The organism is Bacillus cereus group sp. BfR-BA-01379 (assembly GCF_022663605.1).
Lineage (GTDB): Bacteria > Bacillota > Bacilli > Bacillales > Bacillaceae_G > Bacillus_A > Bacillus_A mobilis.
Window position 1 is genome coordinate 1 of record NZ_JAKUFT010000055.1, and the last position, 22,250, is coordinate 22,250.

Here is a 22,250-nt window from a genome sequence, read left to right on the forward strand (position 1 = left end):
ATAACAAACTCATTCTATACTACAAGTGTATAAAAATATGACATTTTAAACATCGCACTACAATCTGAATTTGTTCTAAGTCTTTAGTCCTAGAAAATAAAATGGTAAAAAAATCATATTAAAAATATAATTGTAAAAAGGAGGAGGTTGCATGCGTATAAAATTACTATCAATCTTGTTTTTATTATTTCTCACAAGTTGTAGCCCACTTAAAAACAATGAAATAGCGATTGTTGAGCCGTACAAATTAACAGAAGAGCAATCTTCTATTTTACAAATGACCCCTTTTCAAGAAGGAAACAGCATGTTTTATAGCGTTACACTTAAAAATGAAAAAGATGAAATACATGCTACAATTGATTATTATCAAAATGGTAAAAAAACAAACGAAATTGTGAATACAGCTACCTCACATTTTCCAAAAAAGAAAGTAAAGCTTTCTTTTTTACCACCTCAATCCCAACTCGATAAAGATATACAAGCGCAAAAACATTGGTATGTTAATATTGAAGGTAGTTCCATGCTCGTTCCTGAAGAAGCATCTCCAAGTATAAATAGCTCTGCATCTACTACTCTTCAATCTGCTATAAACTTAAAATATAATCAAAAAACGACTTTAGCGGCTATAATAAAAACGAATAAAGAAACGGTAAGAATTCCAATGCTTGAGGAAAAAAACGCTATTGACCAACTATTACAAGAAAATGAACATGTTTATCTCTTTAGTATAGAGCTAAAAAAAGAACACTAAAGCGGAAATGCAATACTATTGCATTTCCGCTTTAGTGTTTAATGAGGTGTACTTTTAAATAACTTAATCAATATCATCCTCAACTTCGATTCTTTTCTTCTCTCTTGCAATTTTCAAAAACTCTAAAAGTTCTGGATTAGTATTCATTTTTTTGTACGCTACTGACATTTCTGCAACAAAATTAGAATCATATAACTCTTTATATACGACTTCTGTTTTATACAATTTATTTGCCGATACAGGTATTACCGTAATTCCAATTCCTGCCGCTACAAGCCCCATAACTGTTTGATATTCCGTCGCTTCTTGTACAATATGTGGACTAAAGCCTACATCACGGCAAAGTGATAAAATTGTATCGTATAACGCTGGCCATACGGGCCTTGTAATAAATACAAACGGTTCGTCTCTTAAATCTTCAATATGTATTTCATCCTTTTCAGCAAGTGGATGTGCCTTCGGTAAACATAACGTACAAGAAAGCCTTTGAATTGGTTCTAACTCTAGCAATTGTGTTGGAATTGGCGGACGTAAAAAACCAATATCAATACGGTTATCGTGAAGTGCATGCACCTGATCTGGTGTTGACAGTTCATGTAGTGCAACAGACACTCTCGGAAATTTCTTTCTATACTCCCTTACGATAGATGGTAAAATATCATATATCGCCGCACCTACAAAACCAATTGAAAGTGAGCCCACTTCTCCCCTTTGGGCACTTTGTGCAATCTCTACTGCTTTTTCAATTTGTTCGAACGCTTTTTTTACTTCTTTTAAAAACATTTCTCCAGCTTCTGTTAATTCAACCTTTCTCTTCGTTCTTGAAAATAACATAACTCCCATTTCTTTTTCTAATTGCTGAATTTGTTGACTAAGCGGTGGTTGTGTCATTTGTAAACGAGCAGCTGCTCGTCCAAAGTGTAACTCCTCTGCCACTACAACAAAATATTGCAAATGCCGTAATTCCATTTTGGACACCCTTTTCACTTTCGATTAATACATCTAATATATTAATAACATATAATTTATATATTAGACAAACTTTTTGAATGAACGTATAGTAGAAATTGTTAATTCTTTTTTACAATTTTTATGTAAAAAAAGAAAGAGGTGGTTACTGTATGAAATGGTGGAAATTAAGCGGACAAATTTTATTATTATTTTGTTTCGCTTGGACAGGTGAATGGATTGCAAAACAGGCACACCTCCCAGTTCCAGGAAGTATAATCGGTATTTTTTTATTATTAATTTCATTAAAATTTAACCTAGTGAAAAAAGAGTGGATACAAGACGGAGCAGACTTTTTATTAAAAGAACTTATTTTATTTTTCATTCCTTCTGCAGTCGCTGTCATACGCTACAAAGATACACTATCACAATATGGAATCGATCTCATTTTAATTATTATGATTAGTACACTTTGCGTTACCTTAGTTACAGGACTCTTAACAGAATTGCTACTAAAGCGGAAAGGGTCAACACAATGATCGGCTTTCTTTGTTTATTATTAACACTATTCACATATTGGATATCGAAAAAAATGTATCAACGCTGGAATTGGAGCTTACTTTCTCCTCTTCTCGTCTGCCCTATTATTTTAATTGCTTTATTACTCGGACTAGACACACCTTATGAAACATATGAAACAGGTGGTCAATGGTTAACAGAATTATTAAAGCCTGCAACTGTTGCTTTTGCATGGCCAATCTATAAATACTTTGATTTATTGAAAAAACATGGACTAGCTATTTTACTTAATGTCATTGTCGGTTCGTTTTTATCAGTTATTACTTCAGCACTACTAGCAAATTATTTTCAAATTGATTCATCGTTAGAACATAGTTTAGCACCTCATATTGTAACGACACCAATTGCAATGGCTATTTCAGAAATGATTGGTGGTATGTCACAATTAACAGCCGTATTTGTTGTTTTAACTGCGTTAACAGGGGCACTGCTCGGTCCTTCTCTCATACGCATATGTCGTATTAAAACAGCACTCGCAAAAGGCATTATGTTAGGCACGAGCGCAAATGGAACCGGTACATCAAAAGCATTCGAAATCGGACCTGTAGAAGGAACGATTGCAAGTTTATCTATGCTTTTAACAGCGGGAGCTAGTTTAGTTATCGTTCCGCTTTTCTTATCGTGGATACATTAAAAAAGCAAGTGTTTAAACACTCGCTTTTTTATTTATATATTTATTTAAAATCTCATAATCCTCTGGGAAAGATAGCGTTAATTCCTTCATTTCATCTATCCTCTTCCAAGCAATTTCATGTATTAATTCATCAGGATCTTGGATTTTCATACTACCGCCTATTTTTTTTACAAAGTAATAATGAACATACACTGGAATTCCGTATGTAATACCTTCTTTTTCGTATATTTTATTTACAACCTCCACATTGTAACCTGTTTCTTCCCAAACTTCTCGAATACAACATTCTTCTAGTGTTTCTCCTTTTTCAAGCCCACCACTTGGAACAGACCACCTTTTTTCTTCACCCTTTTGCCCTTGTAACACCATTAGAACTTCATTTCTTTCATTTACACATACTGCTGCACAACCTACCCATCTTTCCATATACATCCCTCCCCTACTACTATTCGTCTTCCTTTTTATTTTCCCCTTGAAAAAAGAGGGAAATAGTAAAACAATGACGAAAGATTAAATCAACTTCTTAGACAATCCCTTCTTAGAAATGAAAAACGGAAGGATGAAAACATGATTTCTAAATATATTGTGGAATGTGTCTTTTGTGAAGAAAATCGAAAACCTCGCCAAGCTATCGTAACAGTTCCCGCCACTACTCAGCTACTAGCCATTGAAAAAGTACGTGCGGAATGTAAACGTCGTTTCGGAAAAGCTTTACTATTGCAAACAGAAATTAAAGAAGAAATAACTTTTGAACAAAAAGAAAGCCGACCATAAACTGGTCAGCTTTCTTATCCGATCATATTTTCACATGAAGATTAGGGGCATCCTCTTTAAGGATCGGGATTTTCCCATTATGTACGTTCCATAATGGTCATCGAACAATATATTTCTATGCAATTAATTATTGAATAGAATAGGGCAAAACTTGTTCGCATTTTTAGAAAAGGGATAGGGATATAATTCAAGTAGTACTTCGAATACTCGAACTTTATACTCATTATATTAAAGCAAATCCTTTTATATGGGAAATATGAATTACTTACATAATTCATTCGTAAAACATATTAGTTCGCTATATTATTTTTATTCCATCCATCACATACATCCGGCTAAAACTGGTGTCATTATCATTGAAAACTTCAAAAGCACCCTGGACGGATGCTTTCATACTTGTCTAAATTGATACTATGTACTTAATCTTGATTAATCAAAATAACTGCGGGGCCAGCGACTACTACTCCAGCTACTTCTATCTTTTCGAATTCTTTTACTGTAATAGATATAACACCTTCTCTTTCCATCAATTCTTTACTCAGGACATCAGTCGGTATAGCTTTCACCGTCTTACCTCCTCTTCATTTATACAATATGATAAAGTGAAAGTTTAATCAGTAGAAGTTTGGTACACTCCGCACTGATTATTAGTTGAACCAATCGGACTTTTATGGGCAGTTGATCCCCACCTAACTTCTTTGCTTTCGTTGAATTTTTAGGTGGGGGTCTTACTGCCCATTAAAGCGGGATAAAAAACAACCCAATGCATCTATATATATGTATCACCTCCGTTTTCATTCCTTATTCCCCTCAAAAGGTTGCTCTCCCTTCCGTAACGTATTGAAAAATAAAAAAAGCACTCGCAAAAGCGAATGCTTTTTCATTATTTACTTTCAATTACTTTTAACATTCTATTAATAAATGCTGCCGATTCTCCACGTGTTGCAGAACCTTTCGGCATAAATTCATTATTTTCATTTCCTTTTACAATACCTAATCCATAAACACGTTGTACAGCTTGTTTATCATATGCTAAATCTTGATCCGAGAATGGTAATGGAACTAAGTTACCTTTAATTTTTTTATATTGCAGTGCACGGTCAATCATGATAGCAGCTTCATCTCGTTTAATCGTATCATTTGGAGCAAATGTCCCATTTCCTCTACCATTTATTATCCCGGCAGTTGCTGCACGATTAATACCATCTATTAGCGATGGATGTGCTGTATTTAAATCATTAAAATTCGATGCCCCTTCAGGTAACTGCAATGATCTTGAAATTAAATTCGCAAATTCACCACGTGTTACAAGACGCTCTGGCCAATAAGAACCTTTTCCATCCCCAACCATAATGCCGCGTTTATCTAATTCACGAATGTCTGCTTCGTACCAACCACCTGTTATATCATCTTTATGGTTCGCATCATAATAAACTTTTGTTCCTTGTAAGAATGGTTCCCACGCATTATTTTTAATCATAATAGCCGGACAATTCTTCCCGCTCCAAAATTGATGCTTCTTCACATTTTCTAAAGGAATATGTAATTCTCCCATTAAATAAGCTGTTAATTTACGAGCGTTTTCAACAGCTTTATTATAATCACCATCTTCATTTACAGCAATTTCAATCGCAATGGATTCTCGATTTCCAGTTCCTTCCGCCCCATCTCCGGCATGCCAACCATTTTCATTTAATGGAAGATGTTGATAAATCTCTTTATCATCTACCGTAAAGTGCCAAGACGCTGAGCGATCTTCCGTTCCTGTTGCCTGGTTATATAAATATACTGCATGGTTTCTAGCATTTGCCCCAACACGGTAATTATCTGTCTCATGAATCGTAATATACTTCGGCTTCATTGCATAACCAGGACGGATATTTTCATTTCCTTTTGGTACAATCATTTCTTTTAAAGTTACACCATAAATATCCGTTGTTTTCTCTTCTAATGGTGCAGCATACATAACTGCTGCGCGTTTTGTACGTGCTGGTGTTGCTTCTTGAATAAGCGAAGCCTTTGTTCCTTCAAATTTTGCTGAAGGTGAATAAATCCATTTCATCTCATTATTTATTTTTACTTGGAACCATTCTCCCGCCTGTCCCATTACTTGAATGGTTTGTGGCTCCAATACATTTTCTTCTTTGTATGAAGTAAATGGTTCAGAGTATGTAGAGGTTTCTTCATTAATAACTAGCTTTTCACTTGATAACGTATGAACTTCTTTAACCTCTACATTCCCCTCACTATTTTGTATCCATCCAATTCCAGATGAAGTACGAACATAGTAAGCGTTTCCTTTTCTCTTCTCAGCTTTTACGACTTGATTCGAAATATGAATCCCTGTCTCTTTTTGCAGATTACTAGAATCATATAAAGGTACTTCTTTCACTATATGTACAAGAAATTCACCTGGCACTTCATTTTGTACTCCTTTATCTTCTCCTCGACCATCTTCATCTTTCATATGGTTTTCGATACTTTTTAAAGCTTGTTCATCAGGTGAAACTGTCACAGTTTTGTCAAGCTCGCCAGCATAGGAATAATTTGGAATAGTTACCATACTAAATACAATCGATGCAGCTAAAACATTATAAAATCTTTTTTTCATCATAATACTTAACACGTCATAATTAAATTCGTGTTAAATTCTCCCTCCTCAACTAAAATATAGATCATCTAGTAAACTATTAAACTACATAACCATTTACAATATAACAGACTCATTCCGATTCGTATAGATAGGAATGACTACTATTTGCCTACATTTACTATATTGGAATATAAAAAGAAGCTATAATATATAGCTTCCCTCTACATTTTTTAACCTCTATGCACCTTATATTCCATAACCCTACCATCTCTATTAAATTGTAAAACAAGCTGTTCACTATCGATTGAAATAAAACCACGTTCATTTCCAAGATAGTACGAAGTGATAATCCCTTCTTCTCCATTTCTTGTTTCAGTAGGCATTCCTAATAATTTTGTAATTTCTTCATTTGATTTCCCTGTTAATGTATATTTTTGCATTAAATCATCTACCATATGTACCCGTTTCTCTTCAGCATGTAACCACCGATTTTGATTAAACTTTGAGGTGTATGTATTCACACTTAATTGTGCAGTACACACTAACAATAGAATACATCCTACTATCATTACACCTAGCATTTTCTTCTTTCCTGGATTACGATTTACAGAAGTACGTAAGACGAACTTTTGAATCACGACTAATATAGCAAATGGCATGACTACTACAAACATACTTTTTACACTTACTGACATATGAACCGAATCAATAACAAATATAAACGCAAGATACATGAGTATATACAAACAAACATAAACATACAAAATACCCCTTAATATAGTACTCAAAAAGCCCACCTCTTTTTAATTCATTTTATAATTCATCCGGTTAATGATTTCTCGAAGCTTTTCTAACTCTTGATCTGTATATATTACTTTCCCTGTTAAGATCTCATTTCTGAAGAATGTTACAATTTGCTCTCTATCTTTTAATCTCGGCGTTTTTTCTTCAGACAAATCTAGCACTTCTTCCCCACTCTCATTATAAAAATATACAATCGGTTTTACGTTTTCCTTTACAATATCAACTTGGATTTCTTTCAAACAATTGTATAGAATATGAGATAGTTTCTTCGCTCTATATACTGGATTCCCTTCATTTTTCACTTGTATCGTTAATGAATCTTCACCTGTTACGCATTCAAACGTCTCTTCTTTTTCTACTTCTTGTTGATACTTGCCAATTTCATCAATCATAAATGAATATATACTAGCATTTTCTTTCGTTAAGCCATGAATTAATTTCCCTTTCCATTCTTTCGTCTCAAGTAGATACATCCCCGTTTTACTTAAGACAAGATGATGAATTCGAAAATCATTTCCGCCGTGCTGATTTCTAATAAAAACATTCGGCATAATATGAAATTCATTATCTAGTATTATGCCTTGTTCTACGAAGCCTCGTTTCATATAATGTAATGTTTCGTGTGTATTCACTTCAGCTCCACTTTTCGTATACTCTCGCAAATTTGCAATTAATTGTTGAAACATATGTATTTCGTTACTATGCTTTTCTTGCACTTCACTGCGTTCTTTACTATGTTGCACAGCTAATTGATTTTTCATCATACGCATATTTTCAAGTTCTCTAGCTGCACTTATTTGCAAATCATTGTATTTCTTCTGTTCCATACTTTTCAATGTATTTTGTTGTTCTTTATGCTCTGTAACCGTAGCTGCAATTTCATTTTCATACGTTTCAATTGCTTGTTTTTTTTCAAACTCTACTTGCTGACTCTCTGATTCTAGCTGTTTATTTTTATAGAACAGCACGAATGCTACAGCTAATAATAATAAAATCACACCTATTAGCACATAATCCATATTTTTACTCCTTCATTTCATTTTCATTTATTTTTATAAACATCCATTATATTATACTATGCTTTCAATATACACTTTGTAAAAATTACATATTTTTAATGAAGCGAGACTTTAATAAGCGATTTTTTCCATCCCCTACTTGATTGTTTCAGGTAGCCCACAAATAGTAGAAATAAAAGGCATCTCAGGCGAGATACCTTTTACGTGCATTTTATTGTACACCATACTGAATATAACTTGGATCATAGTATATCCAGCCATTTCCACCTAAACCAAGCCATCCATCTTGTTTACACCATACTCTATAAGCCTCACCATGATGTAACTGTCTTATAACATTTCCATTTAATGATGGAGCATCCCGCAGATTCACATTATCACCAGTAATAGTCGCCACATAATGTTTATACTGAATGTAACTTGGATCATAGTATATCCATTCGTTTCCACCTAAAGCAAGCCAGCTACCTTGTTCATTCAAAATTTCATACGATTCTCCTCTATTTAGCTGGCGGATTACACTAGATTGTAAAGATGGTCCACTTCGTAAATTTACATTATCGCCTTTAATTACAGCAACGCCGTAGACTGCAGTAGCAGTACTAGGCGGGGAAACATTTCCACCACCATTTGTTCCATTTCCTTGTAAAGCTTCTAATGAAACCGCTGCTGATACGTCACAATTCCCTACTACACCTGAGATTTCACCAGAATCCGTGTATTGCCATGCTGTCCACTCTGTCCATCCACCAGCATCAGCAGGCGGCGTACTAGAGTATTTAGAAATCCAAAGTGGAATATCACTTAACCCGTTAATTCCAAACTCATTAATATACCAAATTCCTGTATATAACATGACATCTTTTCCAGTAGCCTGTTTCACATAATTTATAAAGCTTCTTGCCCAATTAGATATAGCAGTACCAGTTAAATTACTATTACTCGGATCTATCGGTGATTCTAAATCTAGAACTGGCATTAAATCTGTCTGATTGCTTTGTAATATGTTCACAAAATGTTTCGCTTCTGAAATTGCATCATTTAGTTCTGGATGTGCGAAATGGTATGCACCGATTAATACATTCGCATTTCGCGCTGCTTGTACATTTTGAACCAAAGTAGGATCAAGATTATTCACACCTTCTGTCGCTTTTGCATATGCCGCTGAAATACCCGATCCCTTCACTGCATTCCAATCAATATTCCCTTCCCAATGAGACACATCGATAAACGTAATATTTGAACTAGATCTATCTTGCATATAAAAGCTCCTATCAATTTTTTTCATTTCGTATACATACAATATGTACAACTTTATTAAAGGGTCACGACGTTTATACTATAGACATAAAGAGCAAACATATTTTATAAACAAAATAAAAAAGCCTTGTAATTACAAGGCCTTTTGTAAACTTCCTTTATTTTGTAGTAAATACATATTATAATACAACCCTTGTTCACTCAGTAATTCTTGATGTGTACCTCTTTCTACTATTTCTCCATCATGCATAACAAAGATTTGATCCGCATCTTGAATTGTAGATAACCTGTGCGCAATGGCTATCGTCGTTCTCCCTTTTCGCATTTGCTGTAATGCTGTTTGGATCGCATCTTCTGTTTCTGTATCAATATTAGCTGTTGCTTCATCCAATACTAATACTTTCGGATTTGTTGCTATCGTTCTAGCAAAAGCAATTAATTGTCGTTGACCACTAGAAAAAGCCGCTCCTCTTTCTACTACTTCCGTTTCATACTGCTCTGGTAATTTCTCAATAAACGTATTCGCTTGCACAAATTGGGCTGCTTCTTTTACTTCTTCATCCGTAATCTCTTCATTATACATACGAATATTTTGTTTTACATTTCCCGCAAATAAAAATGCATCTTGCAATACAAGTCCTATTTTCTTTCTAATTTCTCGTTCTTCAAATCCCACTAAATCCACACCATCTATTACAATATTTCCGGAATTAATATTATAAAATCGCATTAATAAATTCATAATGGTACTTTTTCCGCTACCAGTGTGTCCAACGAAAGCAACCGTTTGCCCTTGTTTCACGTGAAAAGATACATTTTTTAAAACATCACGTTTTCCATCATACGAAAAAGTAACATTTTTAAATTCAATTTCTCCATTAACGACTTGAGGATTTCCATCCCCTTTTTGAACTGGCGCTAAATCTTTTTCATCCATTAAATGAAATACACGTGATGATGAAACAAGTGCCTGTTGGAAAAATGATAATTTCATCATCATCTCATTTACAGGCTGGAAGAAACGATGTATATAGTTAACAAACGCGTATAGAACTCCTACTTCAACAGGACTCTTCAGCGCATCAATTCCAAATAAACCAAGTACTAACGCAATTGCTATAATATGAACTAAATCCGTTGCTGGGCGTAAAAGTAATGCGTCTAACTTTAACGTCCGTCGCCCTGCACTATAATGTTTATTATTCACTTCTTCAAATTCTTTTCTCATACGCTTTTCTTGTCTGAACACTTGAACAATATTCATTCCTTGAATAGACTCATTTAACTTTGCATTTAACACGCTCAATTGATTACGTACTTCTAAATAAAAAGCTGCACTTTTCCGACGATATAGCACCATAATTGCAAACATGATTGGAATTAATACGAGAGAAAATAGAGCTAGTTTTACATTTAATAAAAACATTGCTACTACAATACCTATTAAAAAGACTACATTTTTGACAAATGTGGATAATACACTGACATAAAAGTCTTTAATTGCTTCCGTATCATTCGTTATGCGCGATACGAGCGTACCAATCGGCGTACGATCAAAGAAACTTAATGACAACTTTTGAACATGATCATATACTTCCACACGCATATCTTGAACAATTTTAAAAGCGATATTTTGAAAATACAATAAGTCTAAATAAGTAAATAATACTTTTAATAAGTGAGCAATTAGATACACTACAAATAGAGTAACAAGTGCTGATTGATCAAAATTTCGTGGTACTAAATGTTCATCAAGAAATTGTTTAATTAAAAAAGGACCCATCATTTCAGTTACTGTTGCACCAACTAAAAAGATAAATGCTAAAGATAGCAACCCTTTATATGGCTTCATATAAGAAAGTAACCTACTTAAATCACTCTGCTTCTTCTCAGTCATCATACGCCCCCTTTCTCAACTAATGCTTCTAACTGCTGGCTCTCATACATCTCTTTATACCAACCGTTTTCTTCCATTAATTGCTCATGTGTACCTCGTTGCACAATTCTGCCTTCATCCACAACAAGTATAAGATTAGCATGTTGAATTGCACTTAAACGATGAGCAGTAATAATCGTCGTTTTCCCTGCTCTTTCCCTCTTTAATGCATTTAAAATCGTTTCTTCTGTTTTTGCATCTACCGCTGATAAACAATCATCTAAAATTAAAATTTCCGCATTCGTTAATAAAGCACGCGCGATAGAAATCCTCTGTTTTTGGCCTCCAGATAACGAAACCCCTCTTTCTCCTACTACTGTTTCATACCCTTCTGAAAATTGGAGAATATCATCATGAATACAAGCAATCTCTGCAGCACGGGTAATTTCATTATATGTAGCATCCGCCTTTCCGAAGGCAATATTTTCCCCAATACTTGCTGAAAATAAAAAATGATCTTGCGGCACGTATGAAATGGCAGAACGGACACCGTAAAGTGTTACATCGCGAATATCCCGCTCCCCAACTTTTAATCCACCATTAAAATGATCATACTCACGAATTAGACATTTTAATAAAGTCGTTTTCCCGGCGCCTGTACGTCCGACAACTCCTAATGTTTCACCCTTCTTTAAATCAAAGTGAACATCTATTAGCTGTAACAATTCATTTTTCTTATATGAAAATGAATCAACCGCAAATGTAACATTACCGCTCGCTATTGTATGCACAGCATCTTCTCTATTTACTACATCTGATTTTTGAGAGAGAATTTTTTCTACACGGTCATACGAAGCACGCCCACGCTCCATAATGTTGAACAACCATCCAAAGGCTAACATTGGCCAAACAAGGGTACCTAAATACGTTGTAAATGTAACGAGATCACCTACAGTTAATTCCCCTCTCACAACTAATACTGACCCGTAACATACTGCAATTAAAAAAGAAAATCCAACGATAAGTGAGATTGTCGGATCAAACAACGAATCAATACGTGCGACTAACATATTTTTATGTACAACATCTTCTGACTTTTTTCGGAATGCTTGTAAATCTTCTTTCTCTTGTCCAAGTGATCGAATTACCTTCATCCCACTCATACTCTCTTGCACTTTATCATTGATTTCCGAAAACGATTGCTGCGCTTTATGAAACCTTTTATGTAATAACGTTCCATAATAGTTTGTCGAAATCGCTACAATCGGCATTGGAATTAAGCTTAACAATGTTAACTTCCAACTAATTGTAAAGCCCATCGCTACGAGTACACAGCCCCCAACCGCTAATGAGTCAACCAGTGTTAAAACGCCCGATCCAGCAGTTTGTTGAATCGCCTGAATATCATTGGTCGCATGCGCCATCAAATCACCCGTACGACGTGATTGATAAAAAGATGGGCTCATCTTTGTAAAATGTTCATATAAATTCTTTCGTAATTGACGAGCTAGTTTTAACGAAGATCCAAAAATCATAATACGCCATAAATAACGTAATATGTACATAGTAATCCCTACAACTACTAACAAAACAACCCACTTCAACAACTTCTCAGATGTTAATGTTCCATTATTAATTTCATCTACTACAATACCTAGTACTTTCGGGGCTACAAGTTCAAGAAGCGCGACACCAAATAACATAATAATTCCGATTATGTACGCTCGTTTTTCTTGTTTAAAAAACCAAGCTAAATTAATAAATACCTTCATTTTTATCCTCCTCCCTTAAAATGAGCGATGTTTTCAGTTTATCAAAGATGCAGAATTTTTAAAAGTTTTAAACACTTTAAAAGTCCAATAAGAAAGGGCACTCTTATCGAGTGCCCTTTAGCGCTTATTTTGTTTGTTGCTTGCTCATCGCGCTCATCATTTGATTGATTTTCTTTTGGGAAGGTTTTTGTCCCATTTGCATCATCATCATTTTTAACATTTGTTCATTAATTGGTGGATTTTTTTCTAAGTAGTTCATCATGTATTTGCGGGCAATGAAAAATCCTAACGCCACGCCTGCTACTAGTGCTACTACGCCCACTAGAATACCTAACCAAATTGGCATATATTTTCCTCCTTCATGTTGTCTACCTTACAGTGTACTAAAACCTTTTCAATAAGACAAGATACAATTCGACATTTTTTACACATATGTTCGTACTTGTTTTAGAGGATTCAGCCATCCGTACTTTGTATTTTCATAATCCATAGCTAAAAATGTTAATTCACACTTTCTCAACACCTCAAAGAAAGTCGTTTCCATAGAAACGTTTCCAGAGGTATTCATGCGAATATAGTGTGGTTTCACCATTATTTCGCCGTATTCCGCTCCTGTATAAAGTGTATGTGTATGATGTGTTCGATCATATTTACCAAGAACGCGCAAAGCTTGTTCTAATTTATGATGGATTTTCATTACTTGTAATGGCATCGTTATATACATCATTTGTTTGTATAACACTTTTTTCTCCGAAAGGGACCCAGATTCTGAAAATCGAGCAAATAAATCAAAAAACAAATATTCACGACCAAAGTAAGCTCTCGCAATATCCTCTTGAATTAAATACAATTCATACGTTTTCATCCTTCGCCTCCCAATCTGGACAACCTTTTCTCTTCATTATATAGAAGAAATTTTGCAATGATTGTCTGACTGCGGAGAGATAAAAAACTTTTTCTGTCGAAAAAACTCATTTACATAGAAAAACCTCTCCATGCCGGAGAGATTTTTCTAAAATCATTAAAGCATTTCTTTTACTTTACGAACAACGTTCTCTACAGTAAATCCATACTCTTCCATAATCTTCTCACCAGGAGCAGAAGCACCGAATGTATCGATACCTAACACATCTCCGTCAAGACCTACGTAACGGTGCCATCCGAATGTAGCACCCATTTCGATTGCGAAACGTTTTGTTACTGCTTTTGGTAATACAGATTCTTTGTACTCAGCAGTTTGAGCTTCAAAGCGATCCATAGATGGCATGCTGACAACAGCTGCGTCAACGCCGTCTACCGCTAGAGCTTTTTGTGCTTCAACAGCTAGACTTACTTCAGATCCAGTTGCAAGTAAGATTACATCAGCTGTTTCTTTCTTGCTTGCAGAAACTACGTATGCACCTTTTGCTACTTTTTCATACGTATCGTCTTTTGCACCTTCTAATGTTGGAAGGTCTTGACGAGTTAATACTAAAGCAGTTGGTTTATTTGTAGATTCTAGAGCAAGTCTCCAAGCTGCAACAGATTCGTTACCATCCGCTGGACGGATAACAGATACATTTGGCATTGCACGTAGCGCTGCTAATTGCTCGACTGGTTCATGTGTTGGACCATCTTCACCAACAGCGATACTGTCGTGTGTGAATACATACGTTACTGGCAATTGCATTAATGCTGCAAGACGAATTGCTGGGCGTAAGTAGTCAGAGAATACGAAGAACGTACCACCGTAAGTTTTTAAACCGCCATGTAGTGCAATACCGTTCATTGCTGCACCCATTGCGAACTCACGTACACCGTACCAAATGTTTTTTCCGCTGTAATCATCTCTTGTAAAGTCTTTTTCGTTATTCATGTATGTTTTGTTAGAACCAGCAAGGTCAGCAGATCCACCGAAGAATGATGGTACAGACTCTGCAATTGCATTAATTACAGCACCTGAAGAATTACGAGTTGCTGCTTTTGATCCTAATTCATAAGTTGGTAAGTTTTGCTCCCAACCTTCTGGAAGAAGACCATTCATTGCCGCTTGTAATTCGTTTGCTAATTCTGGGTATGCTTGTGCATACTCACCTAGCATAGTGTTCCACGCTGCTTGCGCAGTTTCACCAACATCTTGTACCGTTTTACGGAAGTTGTCATATACTTCTTCTGCTACATGGAAGTCTTGCTCAGCAGTCCAAGCATATGCTTCTTTCGTTAATTTTGTTTCGTCTACACCAAGTGGAGAACCATGTGAAGCTGATTTCCCTGATTTGTTTGGAGAACCGAAACCAATTGTCGTTCTTACTTCAATTAGCGTTGGGCGTTTTTCGTCAGCTTTCGCTTCTTCAATTGCTTTCGCGATAGCTTCAATATCGTTTCCATCCTCAACACGGATTACTTGCCATCCGTATGCTTTGTAACGATCTTCTACACTTTCAGAGAATGAACGATTTAAATCGCCATCTAATGAAATATCATTTGAATCGTAAAGCACAACAAGACGACCTAATTGTAAATGAGCAGCTAATGAAGATGCTTCAGCAGAAACGCCTTCCATTAAATCTCCATCACCACAAATAGCGTATGTATAATGATCTACTACATTATACGCATCACGGTTGTATTTAGCAGCTAAATGTCTTTCAGCCATTGCCATACCTACAGCAGTTGCAATACCTTGTCCAAGTGGACCAGTAGTTGCGTCTACACCTGCTGTATGACCGTACTCAGGATGTCCTGGAGTTTTGCTTCCCCATTGACGGAAGTTCTTTAAGTCATCCATTGTTACATCATAACCAGATAGGTGAAGTAGGCTGTATAATAACATTGAACCATGACCTGCAGATAATACGAAACGATCACGGTTAAACCACGTTGGGTTATTTGGATTGTGTTTCATAAATTGAGTCCATAATGTATAAGCCATTGGTGCTGCACCCATTGGCATTCCTGGGTGACCAGAGTTTGCTTTTTCAATCGCATCGATGGATAATGTGCGAATCGTGTTGATAGAAAGTTGTTCGATTGAATGTGACATGCTATTCTTCCCTTCGCTTATATTAGTAAACGTTTTATACATTTATATGATAGCTTCCCACGCAAGATTATACAACATGTATCGACAAATATGTTGATATTTTTTTGGTTTTTCATAAAAAAATCAATGTTTTCGGGAATGTATGGGTATTCAATATGACATACTTTTTCATTATTTTTATTTTAAAAAGAAAGGGAATTATCTGTATATTTATTCATCATTTTCAAATTCCATAACGCAAAATATATCCTTCCCCATTTTTCACTCTACGAAGCAAATAAATAAACGACTGTAAATTTTGGCATAATTTATCTCGATCAAATACGTATCTCTCATATTCTCCATCCGTATTCTTATCATTTTCCCATTGAAACTGTCCTGTCAATTCGATTGTTTCTGGCGCTAAAGAAAACATGCTAACTAGCGAACAAAATAACTGTTCTGCTATCACTGCTCCTTGTTGCTCAATTTTTGTAATACCATAATAGTGAATTCCAAATCCTTCTGCCCTTTTCGCTGGATAATAGGTCGGAATCCAATGGGTAAAATCTAATAGATATACGATTAGCTCATCACTTAATACAACACACTCATCTATCGTTGCCTCTTCTTTATATAGAAAACAAAGTTCAATCCAATCTATGCCTATAAAATCCAACCCTTTTTTTCATTCGAAACAAATACAAATTCATGCTGTAAAGCCAAATTATCCCCCCTATTGCTCACATTTATTATTCTTATTATATAAAAAAGCACCTTTTATAGGTGCTTTTTTATAAATTATACAATTTTCTTCCGTACCGAACTTGAAATAAAATCAATGATAATTACCATTAAAATAATACCCAATAAAATAATACCCACACGAGACCAATTGCGTGAACTCAGCGCAAAAATTAGAGGCGTACCAATCCCACCTGCTCCAATAACACCTAAAATAGCAGCGGATCGCACATTAATTTCGAACCTGTATAACGTATACGATAGAAAGTCCGGTAATACTTGTGGTAATACTGCATACCAAAGTATTTGGAAGCGATTCGCGCCTGTTGCTATTAACGCTTCCGTCGGTCCCTTATCTATATTTTCAATTCCTTCTGAATATAATTTCCCTAACATTCCTATAGAGTGTAATCCTAAAGCTAGAACTCCGGCAAAAGAGCCTGGTCCAACAGCTTTTATAAATAAAAGTGCCATAACTAATTCCGGAAATGTACGAACAAAACTAAGTACAAATTTCCCAGTTCCTGAAGTTAATTTTCCACTGCTCATATTCGTTGCCGCCCAAAAAGCGAATGGAACAGATAAAAAGGCAGAAATAAATGTACCTAATATCGCAATTGCCAACGTATCAATTAAACCATGTAATAAATCTTCACCATCTGGCAAAGATACATACGACCAATCTGGGTTCAATACACCTGTCATAATTGCTTTTGTAATTTCCCCTGCCGTATCCTTTATTCCCTCTAACGGGACTCCTGAAAAAGCCCATACATAAACAAATGCAAGTGCTATAAAAATAAACCAGCGATACACACTCGGTTTCTTCGGTTTTGGTACGATTAACGTCGTTTTACTCATTATAATTTCTCCCGCAACAATGTACTTACATAATCAATTAACAATACAACAACAAGGGTATAGATAATAATAGATGCAGTTTGTTGATATTGTAAAAACCCAAGTGTACGGTCATAATATAATCCTATACCGCCTGCCCCTACTAAACCTAAAACAGCTGCCGCACGTACGTTTACCTCAAATGTATAAAGAACATAGGAGACAAAATGTGCTTTCACTTGCGGAATTACCCCATACACAATCCATTGCACTTTATTTGCTCCTACTGCTGTCATCGCCTCTAATGGACCTGGATCAATCGATTCAATTGACTCATACAACAATTTCGCCACGAGCCCAATTGAGAAAAAAGTAAGAGCCAAAATACCTGGAAGCGGCCCTATTCCAAAAATAGCTACGAAAATTGCCGCTAATAATAAATCTGGTATCGTTCGGATAAAATTTAAAACCAATCGAGCTGGACCGTACAAGAATGTACTAGTAAACACATTACTTGCCGCTAATAGTGCCAGTGGAATAGCTAAAATCGCTCCTAAAGTCGTCCCAATAATCGCCATACGTATCGTATCTAACATCGCAGTTGTAATAACTTGAAAATAACTCCAATCAGGCGGCACCATCTCTTTTAACAAATCAATCATATTAGGAAAACCAACTACTAGTTTTGAAAATGATGCGTCGACCTGTACACTACTTCCCCACAACAGCAAAATGACTAGAATAGCTGTTAACATATGTTTCAACTTACTCGGCGGCTTCGGTATCGATTTCGAGTATATCGTCACGTCATTCATTTAACTGCCACCTCTAATAATTCACTTTTCTGCGCTACGTCTCCATAAATTTCAGCAAATTTTTCATCCGTTGCCTCTTCTACTGAACCATCAAAAACAATTTCTCCTGCATGCAATCCAATAATGCGTGTCGCATATTGCCTAGCTAAATCAATAGAGTGTAAGTTTACAATTGTTGTAATCCCAAAATCTTCATTAATTTTTTTCAAATCATCTAATACTTGCTTCGTTGTTAGCGGATCTAACGACGCAACAGGTTCATCCGCCAATATGATTTTTGCTTCTTGCGCCAACGCTCTAGCAATCGATACACGTTGCTGTTGTCCCCCTGATAATTCATCAGCTCGCGCATATGCTTTTTCTAAAATATTCACCCTTTTTAACGATTGAAAGGCAAGCTCCAAATCTTCTTTTGGAAATAGACCTAACGTTGTGCGCAAAGTCGAATGATATCCAACACGGCCAGCTAATACATTTTTCAATACCGTTGATCGCTTTACAAGGTTAAAACTTTGAAAAATCATACCAATATCTCGGCGCATGCGTCGTAAGCCTTTTCCTTTCGCAGCAGTAATAGACTCACCTTCAATCATAATTTCGCCTTCTGTAATCTCATGAAGTCGATTTACCGATCTGAGAAGTGTAGACTTTCCAGCCCCGGATAGCCCTACCATTACAACAAACTCACCTTTTTGAATGTTCAAGTTTATATTATTTAATCCTTTTGTACCATTCGGATACAATTTGGAGACATTTCGAAACTCTATCACACATCTTACCTACCTTCTATGTAATCAAAACGGCAAACTAACTGAAAACATATCCTTCCAGTTAGCTGTCATTTTCATATGTATTATTGCGTTTTTACTTTCTTTCCATATTCACGAACGATATCAAATTTACTATCATCCGATTTAACATATCCTTCATGTGAATATACTTCTTTAATGATTTTGTGACCTTCCTCATTCTTTCCTATTTCAATGAAAGCATCTTGTAATTTCTTACTCCACTCTTCATCTAAATCAGAGCGTACTGAAATCGTATCGTTTGGAATCTTCTCTGTAAATTTCACTATTTTCGTTTGGTCGAATATATTTGGATAATCTTTTTTTACAATATTACGAGCATCTTGGAATACAACAGCAGCATCTACATCACCATTTAAAAGAGCAATAAGCGACTGATCGTGACCTTTTAATGTAACAGGTTTCACATCCTTTAATGGATCAACACCTTCTTTTAACAATACAGCCGCAGGCCATACGTATCCAGCTGATGACGTTACATCTTGATAACCAATTTTTTTACCTTTTAAATCTTTTACACTATTAATATTTGAATCCTTCTTAACTACAAACTCAGATTTATAAAAGTCTACTAAATCCTTTGTAGGAGCTCCGGTTTCATCATCTACCCCAAAACGTTGTGCTTGTAAAATTACGTTTGCAGCCTTTTTCTCATGTGCTAGCACATATGCTGTTGGTGGTAAAAATCCTACATCTACTTGCTTAGATGCCATCGCTTCTACAATTGTATTGTAATTCGTTGAAATACTAACTTTTACCGGGATATTTAATTTATCACTTAATAGCTTTTCCAATGGTTTCGCCTTTGCCTCTAACGTATCTGCATTTTGAGAAGGAACAAATTGTACATTTAACGTCTTCGGTACATAACCTTTTTTCGTATCTTCAGTTTTACTTGCACTAGATTCCTTCGTTCCACAGCCACTTAATAATCCCGCCGCCAGTACAACTGTCGTGCTCATTGCAAAAACTTTTTTCAACATATTAAAGCCTCCATTTTTATTGTTATAAATTACCTTCCGTAAACATGAAGAAATATATCACACATTTTTATTAATAATTGCTTATTTACAGAATCTTTACACATTCTATACATTCTCATTAAAATTCTCTTCATATATTTGATATGCTTAACTAGTAGATAACAATAGAAAAGGTGAATGATATTGAATCAAAATCAAACTGTAACTTTAAACATCTTATTAACAAGTGATATACACGGTACTGTTTATCCAATTCACTACCAAGATAACTCCAAAGCTGAAATTGGTTTAGCTAAAATTTCTACTCTTATAAAAAAAGAACGTTCCCAAAATAGAAACGTTCTTTTAATTGATAACGGCGACTTCATACAAGGAACACCCTTCACTTATCATTACGCTACATATGCAAAAGATAAAAAAAATCCAATGTCCTTATTAGCGAACTATTTACGTTATGATGCTGCAGTTATTGGGAATCATGAATTTAATTATGGAATGGACGTATTAAATCATGCTATTTCTACTGCGAACTTCCCGTATCTATCAGCAAATATTTTAGATACAAACAGAAAAGAACCTTATTTCGGGAAACCATATATAATAAAACATATTGAATCAAATATAAAAATTGTTATTTTAGGGATGACAACGCATTACATTCCTAATTGGGAACAACCTCATCACATTCAAGATCTACAATTTGATGATGCATTAGAAACAACAAAAAAATGGGTTTCTTACATTCGCGAACAAGAGCAACCAGATTTACTAGTCGTAGCGTATCATGGAGGATTTGAATGCGATTTACAAACCGGGGTACCGACTGAAGTTTTAACAGGTGAAAACCAAGGTTATGCAATGTGCCATGAAATTGAAGGCATAGATATTTTACTAACAGGCCACCAACACCGGGAAATCGCTCACACCGTAATAAATGGTGTAACAGTTTTACAGACCGGATGCAATGGACACTCCCTCGGGAAAATAACAGTAACATTCGAGAAAATAGAACAAAAATGGGTAAAAAAAGAGATTTATTCACAATTATTGCCCGTGCGAGGAATTGCGGCGGATCAACATATGCTTTCCTTGGTTACCAATTATGAAGAGAAAACACAAAATTGGCTCGATCAACCTATTGGACTAATCTATGGAGATATGCAAATTTCAGACGCTATGCAAACTCGTTTGCAAGACCATCCTTTTATTGAATTCATAAATAAAGTACAGATGGATATAGCTAATGTTTCTATTTCTTGTACAAGCTTATTCCATAATACATCTCCAGGTTTCCCTGATCATGTAACAATGCGTGACATCGTTTCTAATTATATTTATCCAAATACATTACAAGTAATTAGAATAACTGGAGCAGATATAAAAAATGCCCTTGAACTCTCTGCTTCTTATTTCACATTACATGCAGATGGAGCTATTATCGTAAACCCTACCTTTATAGAACCGAAGCCACAACACTATAATTACGATATGTGGGAAGGGATTTCGTACGTATTAAACATTTCCAAACCTATTGGGGAGAGAGTAGAATCTTTACAGTATAAAGGTGCTCCTCTTAATATGGATGAAGAATATGACGTCGTTATGAATAATTATCGCGCTAGCGGCGGAGGAAACTTCTTTATGTTTCAAAATAAGCCCGTAATAAAAGACATATCAACAGATATGTCTGAACTTATTGCTAACTATATATTGAAGCACCAAAAGATAGAGGCAACAGTCAATAATAACTGGAAAGTTATTAAATAACCGATATAATAAATAAAAAAGATGGGCTTCGCCCATCTTTTAGTTTAATTTTGCATTATCTTGCTTTTTTAAAGCTTTTAATTTCGCCGGCGTAACATCAGTACCTTCTTCGTTAACAACTTTAATTCCTTTAAGTTCGTTTAACATATTTTGACGAAATCCTTTTAAATATTGTTCACGTAGCGATTGGCGCTCACGTTGTTCTTCTTCAGTTAAACCTTCAGCTTTTGCTTTTTTCGCTAAGAAGTTAATGCGTTCAATGAGTTCGTGACTTTGCATCT

At 35.3% G+C, this 22,250-nt stretch carries 22 protein-coding genes and 1 pseudogene; 5 read left to right on the plus strand and 18 right to left on the minus strand.

The window, feature by feature from the left end; genetic code table 11:
• The first annotated feature begins 151 nt into the window (after positions 1 to 151).
• Positions 152 to 751, plus strand: a complete 600-nt coding sequence (locus MR113_RS19075) for a histidine kinase (protein WP_242256205.1) — start codon at positions 152 to 154, stop codon at positions 749 to 751.
• Positions 752 to 814: 63 nt separating this feature from the next.
• Here MR113_RS19075 and alsR read toward each other — a convergent pair whose 3' ends face one another.
• Positions 815 to 1,720, minus strand: a complete 906-nt coding sequence (gene alsR, locus MR113_RS19080) for an acetoin biosynthesis transcriptional regulator AlsR (protein ID WP_151634087.1) — start codon at positions 1,718 to 1,720, stop codon at positions 815 to 817.
• Between the two features lie 152 nt (positions 1,721 to 1,872).
• On the opposite strand from alsR, the gene MR113_RS19085 reads away from it, so the two are divergent.
• Both MR113_RS19085 and MR113_RS19090 read left to right on the plus strand, forming a co-directional pair.
• A complete protein-coding gene (locus tag MR113_RS19085) occupies positions 1,873 to 2,238 on the plus strand; it encodes a CidA/LrgA family holin-like protein (RefSeq protein ID WP_000872363.1) in 366 nt (121 codons plus the stop codon).
• Positions 2,235 to 2,912 (plus strand): LrgB family protein, encoded by a 678-nt coding sequence (locus MR113_RS19090; protein WP_016086768.1) that lies wholly within the window; start codon positions 2,235 to 2,237, stop codon positions 2,910 to 2,912. The genes MR113_RS19085 and MR113_RS19090 overlap by 4 nt, the downstream gene beginning before the upstream one ends.
• A 12-nt stretch (positions 2,913 to 2,924) precedes the next feature.
• On the opposite strand, the gene MR113_RS19095 is transcribed toward MR113_RS19090, so the two are convergent.
• Positions 2,925 to 3,338, minus strand: a complete 414-nt coding sequence (locus tag MR113_RS19095; protein WP_242256207.1) for an NUDIX hydrolase — start codon at positions 3,336 to 3,338, stop codon at positions 2,925 to 2,927.
• A gap of 141 nt (positions 3,339 to 3,479) precedes the next feature.
• Here MR113_RS19095 and MR113_RS19100 point away from each other — a divergent pair, with 141 nt between their 5' ends.
• Positions 3,480 to 3,686 carry a DUF3903 domain-containing protein gene (locus MR113_RS19100; protein WP_242256209.1) on the plus strand — a complete coding sequence of 69 codons (207 nt, stop codon included), beginning with the start codon at positions 3,480 to 3,482 and terminating at the stop codon, positions 3,684 to 3,686.
• Between the two features lie 419 nt (positions 3,687 to 4,105).
• Here MR113_RS19100 and MR113_RS19105 read toward each other — a convergent pair whose 3' ends face one another.
• The 15 genes and pseudogenes from MR113_RS19105 to MR113_RS19175 all read right to left on the minus strand — a co-directional run bounded on the left by MR113_RS19105 (position 4,106) and on the right by MR113_RS19175 (position 20,202).
• On the minus strand, positions 4,106 to 4,252 hold the full coding sequence (locus tag MR113_RS19105; RefSeq protein WP_000644411.1) for a BC1881 family protein: 147 nt from the start codon (positions 4,250 to 4,252) through the stop codon (positions 4,106 to 4,108).
• A gap of 317 nt (positions 4,253 to 4,569) precedes the next feature.
• Positions 4,570 to 6,297: an S-layer homology domain-containing protein gene (locus MR113_RS19110; protein WP_242256246.1), complete on the minus strand. Its 1,728-nt coding sequence runs from the start codon at positions 6,295 to 6,297 to the stop codon at positions 4,570 to 4,572.
• A gap of 212 nt (positions 6,298 to 6,509) precedes the next feature.
• On the minus strand, positions 6,510 to 7,076 hold the full coding sequence (locus tag MR113_RS19115; protein WP_242256211.1) for a hypothetical protein: 567 nt from the start codon (positions 7,074 to 7,076) through the stop codon (positions 6,510 to 6,512).
• A 6-nt stretch (positions 7,077 to 7,082) separates the two neighbouring features.
• On the minus strand, positions 7,083 to 8,102 hold the full coding sequence (locus tag MR113_RS19120) for a nuclease-related domain-containing protein (protein ID WP_242256213.1): 1,020 nt from the start codon (positions 8,100 to 8,102) through the stop codon (positions 7,083 to 7,085).
• Positions 8,103 to 8,313: 211 nt separating this feature from the next.
• Complete coding sequence (locus MR113_RS19125; protein ID WP_242256215.1) at positions 8,314 to 9,363, minus strand: GH25 family lysozyme; 1,050 nt, start codon at positions 9,361 to 9,363, stop codon at positions 8,314 to 8,316.
• Between the two features lie 132 nt (positions 9,364 to 9,495).
• A complete protein-coding gene (locus MR113_RS19130; RefSeq protein ID WP_242256217.1) occupies positions 9,496 to 11,259 on the minus strand; it encodes an ABC transporter ATP-binding protein in 1,764 nt (587 codons plus the stop codon).
• The gene (locus MR113_RS19135; protein ID WP_242256219.1) at positions 11,259 to 13,010 is read right to left on the minus strand and encodes an ABC transporter ATP-binding protein; all 1,752 of its coding nucleotides are present in this window, start codon (positions 13,008 to 13,010) and stop codon (positions 11,259 to 11,261) included. The genes MR113_RS19130 and MR113_RS19135 overlap by 1 nt, the downstream gene beginning before the upstream one ends.
• Before the next feature lie 124 nt (positions 13,011 to 13,134).
• On the minus strand, positions 13,135 to 13,356 hold the full coding sequence (locus MR113_RS19140; protein WP_001123316.1) for a YneF family protein: 222 nt from the start codon (positions 13,354 to 13,356) through the stop codon (positions 13,135 to 13,137).
• 78 nt (positions 13,357 to 13,434) lie between these two features.
• Positions 13,435 to 13,875 carry a sporulation inhibitor of replication protein SirA gene (sirA, locus tag MR113_RS19145; protein WP_088093366.1) on the minus strand — a complete coding sequence of 147 codons (441 nt, stop codon included), beginning with the start codon at positions 13,873 to 13,875 and terminating at the stop codon, positions 13,435 to 13,437.
• 156 nt (positions 13,876 to 14,031) lie between these two features.
• A complete protein-coding gene (tkt, locus tag MR113_RS19150) occupies positions 14,032 to 16,032 on the minus strand; it encodes a transketolase (protein ID WP_061677978.1) in 2,001 nt (666 codons plus the stop codon).
• Between the two features lie 223 nt (positions 16,033 to 16,255).
• Positions 16,256 to 16,737 (minus strand): annotated as a pseudogene (locus MR113_RS19155) (coproporphyrinogen III oxidase).
• A gap of 75 nt (positions 16,738 to 16,812) precedes the next feature.
• The gene (gene phnE / locus MR113_RS19160) at positions 16,813 to 17,616 is read right to left on the minus strand and encodes a phosphonate ABC transporter, permease protein PhnE (RefSeq protein ID WP_242256222.1); all 804 of its coding nucleotides are present in this window, start codon (positions 17,614 to 17,616) and stop codon (positions 16,813 to 16,815) included.
• Entirely contained in the window at positions 17,616 to 18,410 is a 795-nt protein-coding gene (phnE, locus tag MR113_RS19165; protein WP_242256223.1) for a phosphonate ABC transporter, permease protein PhnE, read from the minus strand. The genes phnE (MR113_RS19160) and phnE (MR113_RS19165) overlap by 1 nt, the downstream gene beginning before the upstream one ends.
• The gene (gene phnC, locus MR113_RS19170; RefSeq protein ID WP_242256225.1) at positions 18,407 to 19,180 is read right to left on the minus strand and encodes a phosphonate ABC transporter ATP-binding protein; all 774 of its coding nucleotides are present in this window, start codon (positions 19,178 to 19,180) and stop codon (positions 18,407 to 18,409) included. The genes phnE (MR113_RS19165) and phnC overlap by 4 nt, the downstream gene beginning before the upstream one ends.
• Positions 19,181 to 19,263: 83 nt before the next feature.
• A complete protein-coding gene (locus MR113_RS19175) occupies positions 19,264 to 20,202 on the minus strand; it encodes a phosphate/phosphite/phosphonate ABC transporter substrate-binding protein (protein WP_000915073.1) in 939 nt (312 codons plus the stop codon).
• A 183-nt stretch (positions 20,203 to 20,385) separates the two neighbouring features.
• Between MR113_RS19175 and MR113_RS19180 the strand changes: the two genes are divergently transcribed.
• Positions 20,386 to 21,969 carry a bifunctional metallophosphatase/5'-nucleotidase gene (locus MR113_RS19180; RefSeq protein WP_242256227.1) on the plus strand — a complete coding sequence of 528 codons (1,584 nt, stop codon included), beginning with the start codon at positions 20,386 to 20,388 and terminating at the stop codon, positions 21,967 to 21,969.
• Between the two features lie 39 nt (positions 21,970 to 22,008).
• Here MR113_RS19180 and MR113_RS19185 read toward each other — a convergent pair whose 3' ends face one another.
• Positions 22,009 to 22,248, minus strand: coding sequence for a DUF896 domain-containing protein (locus MR113_RS19185; protein ID WP_001190582.1), 240 nt, complete (start codon positions 22,246 to 22,248; stop codon positions 22,009 to 22,011).
• Positions 22,249 to 22,250: the final 2 nt, after the last annotated feature.